The 15,391-nt window shown below is 47.7% G+C and carries 18 protein-coding genes and 1 riboswitch; all 18 genes read right to left on the reverse strand.

The window, feature by feature from the left end; all coding sequences use genetic code 11:
* Nucleotides 1–16: 16 nt before the first annotated feature.
* A complete protein-coding gene (sufU, locus tag U2H13_RS15725) occupies nt 17–460 on the reverse strand; it encodes a Fe-S cluster assembly sulfur transfer protein SufU (protein WP_003151877.1) in 444 nt (147 codons plus the stop codon).
* Nucleotides 450–1,670, reverse strand: coding sequence for a cysteine desulfurase SufS (gene sufS, locus U2H13_RS15730; protein WP_014418823.1), 1,221 nt, complete (start codon nt 1,668–1,670; stop codon nt 450–452). The genes sufU and sufS overlap by 11 nt, the downstream gene beginning before the upstream one ends.
* The gene (gene sufD, locus U2H13_RS15735; RefSeq protein WP_003151874.1) at nt 1,670–2,983 is read right to left on the reverse strand and encodes a Fe-S cluster assembly protein SufD; all 1,314 of its coding nucleotides are present in this window, start codon (nt 2,981–2,983) and stop codon (nt 1,670–1,672) included. Before sufD ends, sufS begins: the two co-directional genes overlap by 1 nt.
* A 17-nt stretch (nt 2,984–3,000) precedes the next feature.
* The gene (gene sufC / locus U2H13_RS15740) at nt 3,001–3,786 is read right to left on the reverse strand and encodes a Fe-S cluster assembly ATPase SufC (protein ID WP_003327022.1); all 786 of its coding nucleotides are present in this window, start codon (nt 3,784–3,786) and stop codon (nt 3,001–3,003) included.
* 176 nt (nt 3,787–3,962) lie between these two features.
* Nucleotides 3,963–4,115: a hypothetical protein gene (locus U2H13_RS15745; protein ID WP_003151857.1), complete on the reverse strand. Its 153-nt coding sequence runs from the start codon at nt 4,113–4,115 to the stop codon at nt 3,963–3,965.
* Nucleotides 4,116–4,307: 192 nt separating this feature from the next.
* A complete protein-coding gene (locus tag U2H13_RS15750; protein ID WP_032864325.1) occupies nt 4,308–4,685 on the reverse strand; it encodes a carboxymuconolactone decarboxylase family protein in 378 nt (125 codons plus the stop codon).
* Nucleotides 4,686–4,777: 92 nt separating this feature from the next.
* Nucleotides 4,778–5,593 carry a methionine ABC transporter substrate-binding lipoprotein MetQ gene (metQ, locus tag U2H13_RS15755; protein ID WP_160216577.1) on the reverse strand — a complete coding sequence of 272 codons (816 nt, stop codon included), beginning with the start codon at nt 5,591–5,593 and terminating at the stop codon, nt 4,778–4,780.
* A gap of 13 nt (nt 5,594–5,606) precedes the next feature.
* Nucleotides 5,607–6,275 (reverse strand): methionine ABC transporter permease, encoded by a 669-nt coding sequence (locus U2H13_RS15760; RefSeq protein WP_003151851.1) that lies wholly within the window; start codon nt 6,273–6,275, stop codon nt 5,607–5,609.
* A complete protein-coding gene (metN, locus tag U2H13_RS15765) occupies nt 6,268–7,293 on the reverse strand; it encodes a methionine ABC transporter ATP-binding protein MetN (RefSeq protein ID WP_003151850.1) in 1,026 nt (341 codons plus the stop codon). The genes U2H13_RS15760 and metN overlap by 8 nt, the downstream gene beginning before the upstream one ends.
* Nucleotides 7,294–7,398: 105 nt before the next feature.
* Nucleotides 7,399–7,505, reverse strand: a riboswitch (SAM riboswitch).
* Between the two features lie 111 nt (nt 7,506–7,616).
* Nucleotides 7,617–7,967 carry an SCP2 sterol-binding domain-containing protein gene (locus U2H13_RS15770; protein WP_007410085.1) on the reverse strand — a complete coding sequence of 117 codons (351 nt, stop codon included), beginning with the start codon at nt 7,965–7,967 and terminating at the stop codon, nt 7,617–7,619.
* Between the two features lie 96 nt (nt 7,968–8,063).
* A complete protein-coding gene (locus tag U2H13_RS15775; protein ID WP_003151847.1) occupies nt 8,064–8,384 on the reverse strand; it encodes a thioredoxin family protein in 321 nt (106 codons plus the stop codon).
* Between the two features lie 2 nt (nt 8,385–8,386).
* Nucleotides 8,387–8,752 carry a toprim domain-containing protein gene (locus tag U2H13_RS15780; protein WP_007410083.1) on the reverse strand — a complete coding sequence of 122 codons (366 nt, stop codon included), beginning with the start codon at nt 8,750–8,752 and terminating at the stop codon, nt 8,387–8,389.
* Nucleotides 8,753–8,821: 69 nt separating this feature from the next.
* Complete coding sequence (locus tag U2H13_RS15785) at nt 8,822–9,058, reverse strand: YusG family protein (protein WP_003151845.1); 237 nt, start codon at nt 9,056–9,058, stop codon at nt 8,822–8,824.
* A gap of 54 nt (nt 9,059–9,112) precedes the next feature.
* On the reverse strand, nt 9,113–9,496 hold the full coding sequence (gcvH, locus tag U2H13_RS15790) for a glycine cleavage system protein GcvH (RefSeq protein WP_003151844.1): 384 nt from the start codon (nt 9,494–9,496) through the stop codon (nt 9,113–9,115).
* Nucleotides 9,497–9,555: 59 nt separating this feature from the next.
* Entirely contained in the window at nt 9,556–9,912 is a 357-nt protein-coding gene (locus U2H13_RS15795; protein ID WP_003151843.1) for an arsenate reductase family protein, read from the reverse strand.
* Nucleotides 9,913–10,025: 113 nt separating this feature from the next.
* Nucleotides 10,026–11,810: an acyl-CoA dehydrogenase family protein gene (locus U2H13_RS15800; protein ID WP_007613612.1), complete on the reverse strand. Its 1,785-nt coding sequence runs from the start codon at nt 11,808–11,810 to the stop codon at nt 10,026–10,028.
* A gap of 19 nt (nt 11,811–11,829) precedes the next feature.
* On the reverse strand, nt 11,830–13,005 hold the full coding sequence (locus tag U2H13_RS15805; RefSeq protein ID WP_003151841.1) for an acetyl-CoA C-acetyltransferase: 1,176 nt from the start codon (nt 13,003–13,005) through the stop codon (nt 11,830–11,832).
* Nucleotides 13,006–13,015: 10 nt separating this feature from the next.
* Nucleotides 13,016–15,385 (reverse strand): 3-hydroxyacyl-CoA dehydrogenase/enoyl-CoA hydratase family protein, encoded by a 2,370-nt coding sequence (locus tag U2H13_RS15810; RefSeq protein WP_014418828.1) that lies wholly within the window; start codon nt 15,383–15,385, stop codon nt 13,016–13,018.
* Nucleotides 15,386–15,391: the final 6 nt, after the last annotated feature.

Genomic DNA, 15,391 nt, shown 5'->3' on the forward strand with positions numbered 1-15,391 from the left:
TTTTCACTCCAATCTTTTAATTGCCGCCTTTTTCGCCAGCGACTCCTTTTTCAAGTGCTTTCCATGAAAGGGTGGCACATTTAATCCGGGCCGGGAATTTCGAAACGCCTTGAAGGGCTTCAATATCCCCGAGATCTATTGAGTCGTCATACTCTTTCCCTTGCATCATGTCTGAGAAAATCTTAGACATGGAAAGGGCGGTATCAATATCTTTTCCTTTAATCGCCTGCGTCATCATGGAAGCTGAAGCCATGGAGATGGAGCAGCCTTCTCCTTCAAACTTCGCTTCCTGAACGGTATCGCCGTCAAGCTTCATTGTCAGTCTGATCCGGTCGCCGCAAGTCGGGTTGTTCATATCGACGACGATGCTGTCATCCAAAACCCCTTTGTTGCGCGGATTTTTGTAATGATCCATGATCACTTGTCTGTATAATGTATCTAAATTTGCATTAAAAGACATTTGTAAAGTACTCCTTTGTCTTTTGGAGGGCTTCCGCGAGCTTATCGATCTCTTCCTCTGTATTATACAGATAAAAACTCGCTCTCGCAGTAGCAGATACATCCAGCCATTTCATGAGCGGCTGGGCGCAATGATGGCCGGCTCTGACCGCAATGCCCTCAGCATCGAGGACAGTCGCGACATCATGAGGGTGAACCTCATCAAGATTAAATGTCACAAGTCCCGCCCGTTCTTTCGGACCGTATACCGTCACGCCGTCTAGCTGCTCGAAACGGTCAAGCGCATAGGCTGCAAGCTTATGCTCATGCCGGGAAATCTCGTCGAGTCCGATCTCTTCAAGAAAATCAATCGCGGCTCCCAATCCGATCGCGCCTGCGATAATCGGCGTGCCTGCTTCAAATTTCCACGGAAGCTCTTTCCAAGTTGATTCATAAAGCCCTACAAAGTCGATCATCTCGCCGCCAAATTCGGCCGGCTCCATATTCTCAAGCAGTTCTTTCTTACCGTACAGCACGCCGATTCCCGTCGGGCCGCACATTTTATGGGAAGAAAGCGCGAAGAAGTCGCAATCCAAGTCCTGAACGTCGATTTTCATGTGCGGTGTGCTTTGCGCCCCGTCCACCACGATGACCGCGCCATTGTCATGAGCGATTTTGGCGATCTCTTTAATCGGGTTGATCGTGCCGAGCACGTTTGACACATGAGCGACTGCCACGATCTTCGTATGGCTTGTGACAGTCTGCCGGACGTCGTCCAACGAAAGCGTGCCGTCTTCCTGCATCGGGATATATTTTAAAGTCGCGCCGGTTGCTTTGACAGCCTGCTGCCACGGAATGATATTCGCATGATGCTCCATTTGGGTGATGACCACTTCATCACCGGGTTTTAAGCTGGCGCGGGCATAGCTCAGCGCCACCATATTCAGTGAAGTTGTCGTGCCTTTTGTGAAAATGACCTCAGCCATTGACTTCGCATTGATAAACTTACGGACTTTTTCACGCGCACCTTCATAGCCGTCTGTCGCTCTCGTGCCAAGAGTATGAACGCCTCTGTGTACATTGGAGTTGTATTTGTTGTAATACTGATCCACTGCTTCAATGACAGCACGCGGCTTCTGGGAAGTCGCCGCGCTGTCAAGGTACACGAGGTCATGTCCGTTCACTTGCTGATGAAGGATCGGGAACTGTTCACGAATATCGGTGATATTCATTATTTTACTTTCCTTTCGATGACGGAGACGAGCTGTTTCTTAACTCCTTCAATCGGAAGCTCTTTTACCACCGGAGCAAGGAATCCGTAAATGACTAAGCGCTCCGCTTCTTCTTTCGGAATTCCGCGGCTCATTAAGTAGTAAAGCTGGATCGGGTCCACACGGCCGACAGATGCCGCATGTCCTGCAGTTACATCGTCTTCATCAATTAAAAGAATCGGGTTTGCATCTCCGCGTGCTTTTTCACTCAGCATCAGAACGCGGGATTCCTGTTCAGCGTTTGCTTTAGACGCGCCGTGCTCGATTTTGCCGATTCCGTTAAAGATGGAAGATGCGGCATCTTTCATGACTCCGTGCTTCAGGATATAGCCTTCAGAAGCCTTACCGAAGTGGATGATCTGCGTCGTAAAGTTTTCCGTCTGTTCTCCTCTTCCGACAACTACGGTTTTCGTATCGCCGTATGTGCCGTCTCCGTAGAGGTTTGTCGTGTTTTCAGAAATCGTGTCGCCGTCGTTCATCAGTCCGAGCGCCCACTCGATTTTGCTGTCGCGTCCGCGCGCGGCTCCGCGGCGGTTGACGTATGTTGTGACGCCTGCTGACAGGTTGTCAACGGCGCCGTACGTCACGCTGGCATTATCGCCTGTGACCACTTCACTGATAATGTTGAATACAGCTTCTTTCGGATTCACCGTGCTGATGTAGTTCTCAACGTAAGTGACGGAGCTGTGATCTTCAGCGACGATCAGCACGTGGTTGAACAATGCCGTGTCATTGCTTTCATGAACGTAAACGGCCTGAACAGGCGTCTCCACCTGAACGTTTTTAGGAACATAAAGGAATGCCCCGCCGTTCATTAATGCTGCATGAAGCGCAGTCAGTTTATGTTCGTCGACCTTAACGCCGTCTTTCATGAAATACTTCTCAACGAGGTCGCTGTGCTCACGGGCAGCCGTTAAGATGTCCGTAAAGATGACGCCTTTGTCTTTCAGTTCTTTAGAAAGAGAAAGGAAAGCGGGCGTTTGGTCACGCTGCACATATAACGTTTTGTCTTCGTTTTCGATATCGATCAGCGCTTTTGCTTCATCAGCTAAGTCTTCTAAAGAAGCAAGCGGCGCATTTTCTACTGTATGCTTGTTGAACTTTGTAAAGTTCCAATTTGTGATTTTTGTTTTATCAGGCTTAGGCAGCGGCAGATCTTCAGCTTTTTCAAGAGCCTGTAAGCGCAGGTTTTTCAGCCAGGCAGGTTCTTGATGCTTTTCGGAAAAGCCTTTGACATATTCCTGATCTACGGATAGTTTCGTTTCCAATGTCATGATTATCCCCCTAACGCTTACGCTTCTTGGCCTACAGTTTCGTCTTCAATGCCTAGTTCTTGTTTAATCCAGTCATAACCTTCCGCTTCAAGGCGCTGTGCAAGCTCCGCGCCGCCGGATTTCACTACGCGTCCCTGCATCATAACGTGAACGACATCAGGCGTGATGTAGTTCAGAAGGCGCTGGTAGTGAGTGATCATTAAGCAGCCGAAGTTTTCGCTGCGCATTCTGTTAATTCCTTTAGAAACGACTTTAAGCGCATCGATATCAAGACCTGAATCGATCTCGTCAAGAATGGCGATTTTCGGCTCGATCATCATAAGCTGAAGGATTTCGTTGCGTTTTTTCTCCCCGCCTGAGAAACCTTCGTTCAGGTAACGCTGCGCCATTTCAGGGTCCATTTCAAGGAACTCCATGTTTTCGTCCATTTTGCGGATGAATTTCATAAGAGAAATTTCATCGCCTTCTTCACGGCGGGCGTTAATCGCAGAGCGAAGGAAATCAGCATTTGTCACACCGCTGATTTCGCTTGGGTACTGCATCGCAAGGAAAAGACCCGCCTGAGCGCGCTCGTCCACTTCCATTTCCAGTACATCCTTGCCGTCAAGCGTGATGCTGCCTTTTGTAACTTCGTATTTCGGGTGTCCCATAATCGCTGCTGAGAGCGTGGATTTACCGGTACCGTTCGGCCCCATGACAGCGTGGAATTCGCCGCCTTTTATTTCAAGGTTTACACCTTTTAAGATCTCTTTTCCTTCGATTTCAACGTGAAGATCCTTGATCGTTAATGTTGAAGCAGCCATATCTATACCTCCAAAATATATAATCATTATTCTCAATTTATTCTCATTCTAATTTTATAACAAATGAAAAGTAAATACAACTTTTTATATTACCCGGAACATTCCTAAAGTTTATCAAAGATCAAGGCGTAATTAAAGCTGTTTGAAACAGAAAAAGGGCGGAAATCCACCCTTTTTTACTGACCGATTTTCTCATTAAGCTGCGCTGCGAGGAACTTGCTTTTTTGATATTCAAGCTCCCTCTGCCGTTCGACTTCCATCCTTTTTGAAAGACGCCGTCCGTATTCCTCGTAGCCGATGCCGTGTGACTTCTGCATCGCTTTTTCCATTTCAGGCGTATAGTCAAGGTCCAGTCTCTCGTGGCTGGTGCAGATAATGAATCAATCCCTTCATATATTTGTTTCTATTGTAACAATGATCCCCTGCTCCGGCCAAAGAGAGTGTGCCCCTGAATCCTTTCGAATGTGCCGAAAACCGGCGCTCGCTTTATCTGAAAAACGGTATTCACACGATTGCTCTTTCTAATGCGTCGTATGTCCGAATTCCTGAATGCACTGCTGCACGAGGGTCACTCCCTGACTGAGAGCCGCGCCGCCCCCGAATGCCGCCGCGACGCCGATGACCTCAAGGATGTTTTCTTCTGTCGCCCCTTGGTCAAGGCAGCCCTTCGTATGATAAATCATGCAAAATTCATCTTGAGCGCTGATGCTGATGCCCAGAGCGATTAATTGTTTCTCTTTTTCAGTTAATGAATCCGCTGAGAAACACTGTTCAGTAAATTCATTAAACTTCCGCCCCATCATCGGCATTTTTTTCTCGAATATGCCTAAACCTTCTTTATATTGTTTCAATGCGTCATGCACGCTTTTCCCGTTATCCTGGTATTGGGCCACTGCCATTCCCTCCAATCGTTAACCTTCCTTTTTATTATGGACAGTTCTCCGATTAATACCCGAAAAAAACCCCGGATGATTCATCCGGGGTTTTCGCTTTATTCAGATACGGGAAGCACGGCTCCGTCGTATTTTTTCTCAATAAAGTCTTTGATTTTCTTAGAGTGAAGCACTTCCATAAGCGCTTTGATTTTCTCTGATTTTTCGTCACCTTTGCGTACGGCGATGATGTTTACGTACGGGTTGTTTTTCGTTGATTCCACTTCAATCGCATCTTTTAACGGATTCAGTTTGTTTTGAATCGCATAGTTGACGTTAATGAAGACTGCATCGCCTTCTTCTTCATTATATGCTTTCGCCGTTAATTCAGGGGCGATTTTTTTGAAAGTCAGGTTTTTCGGGTTTTTCGTAATGTTTTTCGTAGTGGCTTCAATCGTTTTTACCTTCGGATCAAGTGTGATCAGCCCGGCTTTTTCAAGCATCGCCAGCATACGGCCTTGTTCAGCGACATTGTTCGTCATGATGATGGTCGCGCCTTTAGGCAGGTCTTTCAGTGATTTGTATTTTTTCGTGTAAATTCCGAATGGCTCAAGGTGAACGGCTCCGGCATTCACGAGTTTGTAATCTTTATTTTCTTTCATTTCCTGTTCAAGGTAAGGAACGTGCTGGAAGAAGTTCGCATCCACTTCATTATCAGCTAACGCTTTGTTGTACATTTTGTAATCATTCAGCACTTTTACTTTTAATGTGTAGCCTTTTTCCTTCAAGAGCGGTTCCGCTTCTTTTAAGATTTCAGCATGCGGTGTTTTTGTCGCGGCGACGACGATTTCCTTTTTATTCGAGCCGTTTGATCCGCAGGCGGCCAAAACTCCCGCGAACACAAGCAGCAGCGCACTTAATACAATCTTTTTCAATGTAAATCCTCCCTTATCTTTTGTCTATTATATTTGTAATTACATCACCGATAATCTGAATGATAAAGACGATGATGAGTATAAATACTGTCGCTACAAACGTTACATCCGTATTATTGGACTGGTAGCCTTCTACATATGCAAGGTTTCCGAGTCCGCCTGAACCGATGGCGCCGGCAATGGCGGTAGATCCGATCAGAGCGATGGCCGTAACGGTGATGCCTGAAATTAACGCAGGCATTGATTCAGGAATCAGCACTTTGAAGATAATCGTCGATGTCTTTGCTCCCATTGATCTGGCAGCTTCAATAACTCCTTTATCGACTTCCCGCAGCGCAATTTCCGCAAGACGGGCGTAAAACGGCGCGGAGCCGATAATCAGCGCCGGCAATGCGGCGTTCGGTCCTAAAATCGATCCGACCAAAATCTTAGTAAAGCCGAGAAGCAGAATAATTAAAATAAGAAACGGAATAGACCTGAAAATATTAACGACCGCCGCAATCACGGTGTTAATGATTTTATTTTCCCATAAGCTTCCCTTGCCCGTTAAAAAGAGCAGAAGACCGAGAATCGCTCCGATGATAAATGAAAAAACTAATGCGATGACCGTCATATAAAGGGTCTCGTATGTGGCCGTCCACAGCTCGGTTATATCAACGTTCGGGAACCATTTTTCAAACATTTGTGATCACCTCTGCTTCTACCTGTTTGTCTTTGATGAACCGGATCACGTTTTCTACTTCTTTTTCCTGACCGTCAATATGAATGAATAAAGAACCGTAGGCTCCGTCCTTCGTCTGTGAAATTTTCCCCTGCAGAATATTGACGTCCACATCAAAGTTTCGGATCATTTCCGTAATGAGGGGCTGCTCGGCGGCCTGCCCGACAAATGAAAGCTGAATCGTTTTTCCTGTCGCTGTTTCCTGCAGAAAATGCTGGATGGTTTCTTTCGTCTCCTCCGGTTCTGTCACCTGCTGAACGAAACGCTTAGTCATCGGTTCGCGCGGGTTTCTGAAAACTTGGAGTACTTCGCCTTCTTCAACGACTTTCCCGTTTTCCATGACGGCGACTCTGTTGCAGATTTTTCGGATGACGTGCATTTCATGGGTAATGAGCACGATCGTCAGACCGAGTCTGTCATTTATATCGGATAAAAGATCCAAAATTGAATCGGTCGTCTGCGGATCGAGCGCTGATGTCGCTTCATCGCACAGAAGGACTTTCGGATTATTGGCGAGCGCCCGGGCGATGCCGACACGCTGCTTTTGACCGCCGCTCAGCTGCGACGGATAAGATTTTTCTTTCCCCTCTAATCCGACCAGTTTAATCAATTCATCAGCGCGGCGGACCCGTTCGCTTTTTTTCACGCCGGCGATTTCCAGCGGGAACATAATGTTCTCCCGGACGGTGCGTGACCACAGAAGGTTAAAATGCTGGAAGATCATGCTGATTTCCTGGCGCGCTTTTCTCAGCCCGCGGCTGCTTACTTTATTTAATTCCGTCCCCGCGACTTCCACGGTTCCCGACGTCGGCTTTTCAAGGCCGTTCAGGAGACGGATTAAGGAACTTTTACCAGCTCCGCTATATCCTATAATTCCAAATATTTCGCCCTTTTTGATATCAAGAGTGACATCTTGGACAGCATTGACATCCCCATGCTTCGCTTTGTAAATTTTTGAAACATTTTGAAGATGGATCAAAGCAATCACCCGCCTTACACTATTCTAAGAAATCTTCCGGGTTTCTCCGCAAAAGAAAAGCCTTTCTGCAAAAATGAGCAGAAAGGCTTATTGAAAAAGGCCTTTCTCTCATCTTTCAAAGCAGACCGCTTCGAGTGAATTGGCACCATTTCAACATCGTTGATGGTTGCCGGGCTTCATAGGGCACTTCCCTCCACCTCTCTTGATAAGAGAAAACATATCGTATTTTCGTCCGGAAATTCTTACTGTAGAATAGCACGGCGAATGATAAAAAGTCAATAAAATAAATATTGGAAGCTATTGTCACATAGTAGATTGGCAGTTTAAGGCCGTTTACTGATCGCCTGAAAAAATCCGTTTGTCAGCCAGAGGATGGCCTCCAGCTTCAGCAGAGCTCTGAATGATCCTTTCACTTTGAGTTTTCCGCTTTGGATAAGCTTTTGCAAAGAGACATCACCATGCAGAAGATGGATGATTTCCGTCTGGTTTCCGTAGAAGGTCAAATTAGATTTTTCCTTTGAAACCGACGTTTTTCTCATTTCTCCCTGTCCGTTAATTGAGACCGTTAAGGCTTCTGTTTCTCCTTGGAATGTAATCAGCAGCGTTGAGGCGTTTAATAGCGGTTTCAAAAACAGATGCTGTCCGTCATTCTCTGAAACTTCTATTTTCTCCACTCGTATAACCTCCCGTTTTAATGGCCATACATACACTTTCTCTTTTTAACGGACAGAACCCTTTATAAACCGCACGACATTTTCCTGTAAATATTGTCACATCGGGAATGTTTGCGATGTTTTTTGTTTAATCAGCTCATATAAATAGGAAACGGAGCGGAAGGCGTATCCTTTCTCAACAAGCTCTCCGCCTTTAAACAGCAAAAAGCACGGAACGCTTTCAATCTGATAGGCTTTGGCGAATGCGGGGGAATAATTCACGTTGTTTTTATAGAAGGCGGCGCCGGGCAGCATTTCTTCAACGACAGTAAGCATTTTGGACGCCAGCTGGCATGTGCCGCAAAACGGGGTGTACAAATACAGGAGATAAACGTCATCCTGAATCGATTCGAGTTCATTTTCTTGGAGTTCTTTCATGATTACCACCTCAGGTCGTTCTTTTTCAAAAATACAGTGTCAGCATCAAAGCCGGCTCTGATCAGCACAGATGCGAGATGATGGCCCGGGCACGACTCGACTTGCCTGTATGTTCTGTCTATATAAATATGGCGCGCTTCGGGAAGCTCCCGTTTCAGCTGTTTTCTTAATTTTTCTCCGGAGTCATCTGCGTCCGTTAAAATATAGACGTCTCTGTCAAACAGGCGGTCCGCCAAATCTTCCAGTTCGGTTTGGCCGATTGTTCCGTTTGTACAGACGATTTCCGCGGGTTCGATGAGCACTTCCCTGACTTTGATTTTATCAGATTTTCCTTCTACGATAATGACCTTTTCATCTCCGTTGTACATAACCGCGTCACCTGCCGATTGTTTTAGCGTCAGATTGAAAAAGAAGGCAGTGAAATTCACCGCCAACTGTTAACACCAGCCATTCTCATAATCGCAATCGACATATTTCGGATCGCTGCCGTTTATGACATCGGCTGTTTTATAAAATTTTTGATTTTCAAATGAAAAGCCCTGTTTGAGCTCGTACTGGTCCATGCCTGTCATCTCGCCGATGGCTTCATTTTCATGAAACAAGGAAAACCGGCCGTTTTGAAAGCGGCCCGTAACGTTCTCCGTCACATCGACCTTTTGTTTATCAAAAGCCATTTTAGACACCTCCCGTTACAGATAGAATGTCCAAATGGCCCCTTTGCTATCCGATCAGTCTTCCTGTGTCATTTCGTCATATTGCTCGGAAGTCATGAGGTTTTCGATTTCTTCAGCATCAGCCGGTTCCACGACGATCATCCACGCTTTTTCATACGGAGACTCGTTTACGAATTCAGGACTGTCATCAAGGTCTTCGTTCACTTCCGTCACCGTTCCGTTAATCGGTGCGTACAGTTCGGAAACGGTTTTGACGGATTCCACGCTGCCGAATGGCTCGTCCGCTTTAATTTCGGCGCCGACTTCCGGAAGCTCGACAAAGACGATGTCGCCAAGTTCGGCTTGCGCGAAATGTGTAATCCCGATGCGGGCTTTTCCGTCCTCAACTTTGACCCATTCGTGCTCTTTGGAATAACGCATATCTTTCGGTGTGCTCATCTAAATCCCTCCATTTTTTTCTTATAATAAGAAGATACCATAATTCTTTGAACCTGGCATTACATCCAATATTTTTCGAATTGGTCTTCTTTAAAGCCGACAGTGACTTTTTCGCCGTCTGTCGTAATCGGGCGTTTCAGGAGCATACCGTCTGATGCCAGGAGTTCAAGCTGTTCGTCCTCTGACATATGGTACAGTTTTTCCTTTAAGTTCAGCTCGCGGTATTTCATTCCGCTCGTGTTGAAAAACTTTTTGAGCTCAAGACCGCTCTTCTCATAGAGGTCTTTAATTTCTTCTTTCGACGGAGTTTCCTCCGCGATATGTATTTCGTTTATTTCCTTACCGCGGTCTTCCAGCCATTTTTTCGCATTACGGCACGTTCCGCATTTAGGGTACCAGTAAAAATTTAACGACATCTTCTTCACCCCTTGTAAATGATCGTCGTTATTTTAACACAATCACTTGTAAAAACCTATAACGTTGCTTCATGAAAAAGCGCCCCTGATGAAGGAGCGCTTTCAGCATGTGATCAGACCGTATATTTTTCTTCACGGAAGACGGCGGCTGCCGCTTCACGTTTTTTCTGAATGAGGTTTTTCGGCGTCAGGCGCGTCAGTTTGCGCAGCACGGAAAGCATCATGCGGAGGGAATCTCCTTCCTCCATGGCGATCAGTGATTCTTTGGCGTGCGCTTCAATGTTCTGAAGGGCTTCCTGAGCAAAGATTTCCGTATATAACAGCTTCTGCGCGGCTTTTTCGGCACCGTCCGCCGCAATTGCTTTTTCCGTTCTGAGGACGGCAGATTCCAAAGCGTAAAGTGCGCTGACAATATCGGCAATGTTCACCATGATTTCCTGCTCGCCTTCGATCTCTTTGCCGTATTTCTGCGCCGCGAGACCCGCTGTCAAGAGGGCGATCTTTTTCGCCTGTCTGACAATGTATTTTTCCTGTTCAAGAGGTTCTGAGCCCGGCTCTTCAGGCATCAGCATCATGAGTTCTTCTTGGAGCGCTTTTGCTTTTTCAAAGAGCGGCAGCTGACCTTTTACGGCTTTTTTCAGGAACGTGCTCGTTACGATCAGGCGGTTGATTTCATTTGTGCCTTCAAAAATTCTGTTGATTCTTGAGTCGCGATAAGCGCGCTCCACTTCATATTCCTGCATAAATCCGTAACCGCCGTGAATTTGAACGCCTTCATCGGCAATGTAATCAAGCGTTTCAGAACCGCACATTTTGTTGAGCGAGCATTCAATCGCGTACTCGGCGATTGACTTCGCGACTTCGCGTCCGTCTTTTTGCTCCTCTTCCGTCAGTCTGCTCATATTATCTTCGAATAAGCCCACTGTTCTGTATACAGAGCTCTCCATGGCGTAAAGCCGCGCTGACATCGTCGCAAGCTTTTCCTGAGTGAGCGTGAAGCTTGAGATCGGCGTTTTAAATTGCCGGCGCTGGTTTGCATAAGCGGCGGACAGCTCAATCACCCGTTTTGAAGCGCCGATTGTGCCGACGGCAAGCTTGTAGCGCCCGATATTCAGAATATTAAAGGCGATGACATGGCCTTTTCCGATTTCGCCGAGAAGGTTTTCTTTCGGGACTTCCGCCTGATCTAAAATCAGTGTTCTTGTCGATGAACCCTTAATCCCCATTTTTTTCTCTTCCGGTCCCGTTGACACGCCCGGATAGTTCTTTTCTACGATAAATGCGGAAAACTTATCTCCGTCCACTTTAGCGTAGACGACAAAGACATCTGCAAAGGCGGAGTTTGTAATCCATTGCTTTTCTCCGTTAAGAATATAGTGTGTGCCCGCTTCATTCAAAACAGCCGTGGTTTTCGCGCCGAGGGCATCTGAACCTGAACCGGGCTCAGTTAAGGCGTATGCCGCGATTCTTTGCCCTGAAGCCAAGTCCGGCAAATAGGTTTTTTTCTGTTCTTCCGTTCCGAAGAACACGATCGGCAAGGAGCCGATACCGACATGAGCGCCGTAAGACAGCGAAAAGCTGCCGGCACGTGAAAACTTTTCCGTAATGAAGGCTGAACTGATTTTATCCAATCCGATGCCGCCGTACTCTTCAGGTACGTCTGCTCCGAGGAGGCCGAGATCTCCGGCTTTTTTCAGCAGTCTGACCGAATGCTCGAACTGATGGTTTTCAATTTCATCGATATATGGAAGCACATCGTTTACGACGTAGTCTTCTGTCGTTTTGCCGATCATTTTATGTTCGTCTGTAAAGTCCTCCGGAGTGAATATTTGATCATATCCCGTCTCTTCAATCAGAAAGCTGCCGCCTTTTTTGACGTTGACCGTTTCCTGTTTCATGCTTCGTTTCCCCCTTGTTTTAAATGAGCTCAAATACGCCGGCAGCGCCCATGCCGCCTCCGATGCACATCGTCACCACGCCGAATTGCTCGTTTCTCCGTTTCATTTCATGAATGAGTGACAGGGTCAGCTTCGTTCCTGTGCATCCGAGCGGATGTCCGAGCGCGATGGCGCCTCCGTTGACGTTCACCTTTTCTTCATCTATCCCAAGCGATCTGATGACTTGAATGGCCTGTGAAGCAAAGGCCTCATTCAATTCAAAAAGCCCGATATCCTGCAATTCGAGTCCGGCAAGCTTGAGCGCCCGCGGGATGGCTTCAATCGGACCGATCCCCATTACCTCAGGCGGAACGCCCCCTACGGCAAAGGAACGGAATTTGACAAGCGGCGCCAATCCGAGCGACGATGCTTTTTCGCGATCCATCAGCATGACAGCCGCCGCGCCGTCACTTGTTTGTGAAGAGTTCCCGGCCGTCACGGTTCCCGTTTTAGAAAAAGCCGGACGGAGCTTCGCCAAGACGTCAGCCGATGTGCCGGGACGAACGCCTTCATCTTGTGAAAAGGTAAATTGTTTTTTCCGCGGCTTATGGTCATCACCGACTTCTGTCAGCGATACTTCAACCGGCACGATTTCGTCATTGAATTTGCCTTCTTTAAGGGCTTTTGCGGCATTCTGATGGCTGCGGACGGCAAATGCATCCTGGTCTTCTCTGGATACGCCGTACGTTTCGGCGACCTGCTCCGCTGTGTGCCCCATGCTCATGTAATACTCAGGCGCATGCTCCGCCAAAGCGATATTCGGCCGTGTCACATGCCCCATCATCGGAACTTGCGACATGGATTCCGCACCGCCCGCAATGACGGTGTCACCCGCGCCGATCATGATTTTTTCAGCACCGTAAGCGATGGATTGGAGCCCGGAAGAGCAGTAGCGGTTCACCGTAATGGCCGGCACCGTATGAGGAAGCCCCGCCAGCGCACCGATATTCCGCGCCATATTTAATCCTTGTTCGGCTTCAGGTGTTGCACAACCGATAATTAAGTCATCGATGTTTCCTTCATAGCCGCCTGCCCGTTTCAGCGTTTCTTTTACACAAAGCGCGCCTAAATCATCAGGACGAACGGCTGCAAGCGATCCTTTTTTCGCTTTACCGACCGGGGTTCTCGCACCGGCCACAATGACTGCTTCTCTCATAAACACCCTCCTAGTTCCGTAAAGGTTTGCCTTTGACGAGCATATGCTGCATTCTCGCTTGAGATTTCGCCTCGCCAGCGAGGCTTAAAAAGGCTTCTCTTTCAATCTCGAGTAAATATTCTTCTGAAACCTCCGTGCCGAACGGGACTCTTCCGCCGGCAATGACATGGGCCAGCTTCTTCGCAATCTTCATATCGTGATCGGATAAATAACCCGACCGTCTCATTTGGTCTGCTCCGAGCAGTAATGCCGCACAGCCGGTTTCTCCGGTGACTTTCACTTTTTTGCGGGCAGGCGGGCGGTATCCGCTGTCATATAAGGAAGCAGCCAGCTGTTTCGCATCGTGCAGCAGGTGATCCTGATTCATGCTGACACGGTCTGCCGCGGACAAAATCTGCATATCACGGGCTTCGTGTGCCGAACCGGACACTTTGGCAAGCGCGATTGTTTCGAAGGTTTTAATGGCCGCGTCCATCAGTTCACTTCCGCCGTTCAAATAATTCATGTACAGCTCTTTGTTTCCTCCGCCGCCCGGAATAAGGCCGACGCCGGTTTCAACAAGACCCATATACGATTCGCTCGCCGCCTGAACGCGTGCCGCCGGGAGACAGACTTCCGTGCCGCCGCCGAGTGTCATCCCGAATGGCGCCGCGACAACGGGTTTAGCGCTGTATTTGATGTTCAGCATCGTCTGCTGAAAACGGCGGATGACAAAATCGACTTCCATGAAGTTATCATCCTGAGCTTCCATTAAAATCATCGCAAGGTTTGCCCCCGCGCAGAAATGTCTGCCTTGGTTTCCGATGACAAGTCCTTTATAATTCCGCTCGGTTTCCTCAAGCGCATTGTCAATCATCTGAATAATGTCTAAGCCGATCGCGTTGCTTTTCGTATGAAATTCCAGCAGCGCGACATCATCGCCGAGATCAATCAGACTTGCGCCGCTGTTTTTAGTGATAACGCCTTTTGTTTCTTTTAACGTTTGCAGGCTGATCCGTTTCGGATTTTCTTTCACAGCCCTGTATTGGCCGTCTGAATAGTAAAATGGTGTTCCGTTTTCCTTCATATAAAATGTTTCATGGCCCTGATCAAGCATATCTTTCACCCAGCCGGGGATTTCTGCGCCTTCTTCTTCGAGCCGCTCCGCTGATTTTCTGACGCCGATGGCATCCCACATCTCAAACGGGCCGAGCTCCCATCCGAAGCCCCATTTCATGGCGTCGTCAATCGCTTTGATATCATCAGCGATCTCACCTAAAAGCCGGGCTGAGTATAAGAGTGTTTGCGATGTAATATTCCAAAGCAGGCGTCCGGCGCGGTCATCGGAGTATATAAGCGCTTTCATTTTGCCTTTGGCACCCTTTGCCTGTTTGGCGGCTTCTAAAGCGGGCGTCTTCATTTTCGAGCGCTCACCGTATGTCATGGTCAGCGGATCGAGTTCATATATTGTTTTACCTTCTTTTTTGTAAAAACCTTGGCCTGATTTGCTGCCCAGCCAATTGTTTTTCAGCATGTCATTCATAAATTCAGGCAGCTTAAACATGTCTTTTTCAGCGCCGTCGGCTTTATCATACACATTTTTTGCCACATGGGCGAAAGTATCAAGCCCCACAACGTCAAGGGTTCTGAAGGTCGCGCTTTTCGGTCTGCCGATCAAAGGCCCGGTCACCGTGTCCACCTCGCCGATGCGGCAGCCGGAAGAAAGCATTTCTCTTACCGTGACCAGCAGGCCGTACGTACCGATGCGGTTGGCGATAAAGTTAGGCGTGTCTTTCGCGATGACGACACCTTTCCCGAGCGTGTTTTCTGCAAATGAAGTCATAAACTCCAGCACGTCAGGATCTGTTTCCTGAATCGGAATGATTTCCAGAAGCTTTAAGTAGCGGGCCGGATTAAAGAAATGGGTTCCTAAGAAATGGGCTTTAAAATCGGCAGATCGGCCTTCCGCCATTTTTGTGACGGAGATACCGGACGTATTGCTCGACACGATGCTTCCCGGTTTCCGGTATTCATCAACGAGTGAGAAAATCTGTTTTTTTACGTCAAGATTTTCGACGACGACTTCAATAATCCAATCAGCATCCTTTAATTGAGCTGCGTCATCTTCCAAATTCCCCGCAGTTATATAGTCGAGATTGGCAGCCGAAGTCAGCGGCGCCGGTTTTTGCTTCAGCAGCTTTTGCATGGCCGATCGGCTCAGCCTGCTGCGGACCTCCGGGCTTTCTAATGTCAGCCCTTTTTTCATCTCATCCTTTGTCAGCTCGTTTGGCACAATATCAAGCAGCAGGACGGGAATTCCGATGTTAGCCAAGTGCGCGGCAATTCCGGACCCCATGACGCCTGATCCGAGAACGGCTGCTTTCTTTATAAACTTGTGCATGAGTCA

Source organism: Bacillus sp. A1, from assembly GCF_042296235.1.
Lineage (GTDB): Bacteria > Bacillota > Bacilli > Bacillales > Bacillaceae > Bacillus > Bacillus velezensis.

Coding starts and splice junctions, on each gene's coding strand:
- sufU (WP_003151877.1), bottom strand. CDS start 460: ATGTCTTTTAATGCAAATTTAGATACATTATACAGACAAGTGATCATG.
- sufS (WP_014418823.1), bottom strand. CDS start 1,670: ATGAATATCACCGATATTCGTGAACAGTTCCCGATCCTTCATCAGCAA.
- sufD (WP_003151874.1), bottom strand. CDS start 2,983: ATGACATTGGAAACGAAACTATCCGTAGATCAGGAATATGTCAAAGGC.
- sufC (WP_003327022.1), bottom strand. CDS start 3,786: ATGGCTGCTTCAACATTAACGATCAAGGATCTTCACGTTGAAATCGAA.
- U2H13_RS15745 (WP_003151857.1), bottom strand. CDS start 4,115: ATGGAAAAAGCGATGCAGAAGTCACACGGCATCGGCTACGAGGAATAC.
- U2H13_RS15750 (WP_032864325.1), bottom strand. CDS start 4,685: ATGGCAGTGGCCCAATACCAGGATAACGGGAAAAGCGTGCATGACGCA.
- U2H13_RS15760 (WP_003151851.1), bottom strand. CDS start 6,275: ATGTTTGAAAAATGGTTCCCGAACGTTGATATAACCGAGCTGTGGACG.
- U2H13_RS15775 (WP_003151847.1), bottom strand. CDS start 8,384: ATGAAAGAACTCCAAGAAAATGAACTCGAATCGATTCAGGATGACGTT.
- U2H13_RS15780 (WP_007410083.1), bottom strand. CDS start 8,752: ATGTACAACGGAGATGAAAAGGTCATTATCGTAGAAGGAAAATCTGAT.
- U2H13_RS15785 (WP_003151845.1), bottom strand. CDS start 9,058: ATGGCTTTTGATAAACAAAAGGTCGATGTGACGGAGAACGTTACGGGC.
- gcvH (WP_003151844.1), bottom strand. CDS start 9,496: ATGAGCACACCGAAAGATATGCGTTATTCCAAAGAGCACGAATGGGTC.
- U2H13_RS15795 (WP_003151843.1), bottom strand. CDS start 9,912: ATGTCGTTAAATTTTTACTGGTACCCTAAATGCGGAACGTGCCGTAAT.
- U2H13_RS15800 (WP_007613612.1), bottom strand. CDS start 11,810: ATGAAACAGGAAACGGTCAACGTCAAAAAAGGCGGCAGCTTTCTGATT.
- U2H13_RS15805 (WP_003151841.1), bottom strand. CDS start 13,005: ATGAGAGAAGCAGTCATTGTGGCCGGTGCGAGAACCCCGGTCGGTAAA.
- U2H13_RS15810 (WP_014418828.1), bottom strand. CDS start 15,385: ATGCACAAGTTTATAAAGAAAGCAGCCGTTCTCGGATCAGGCGTCATG.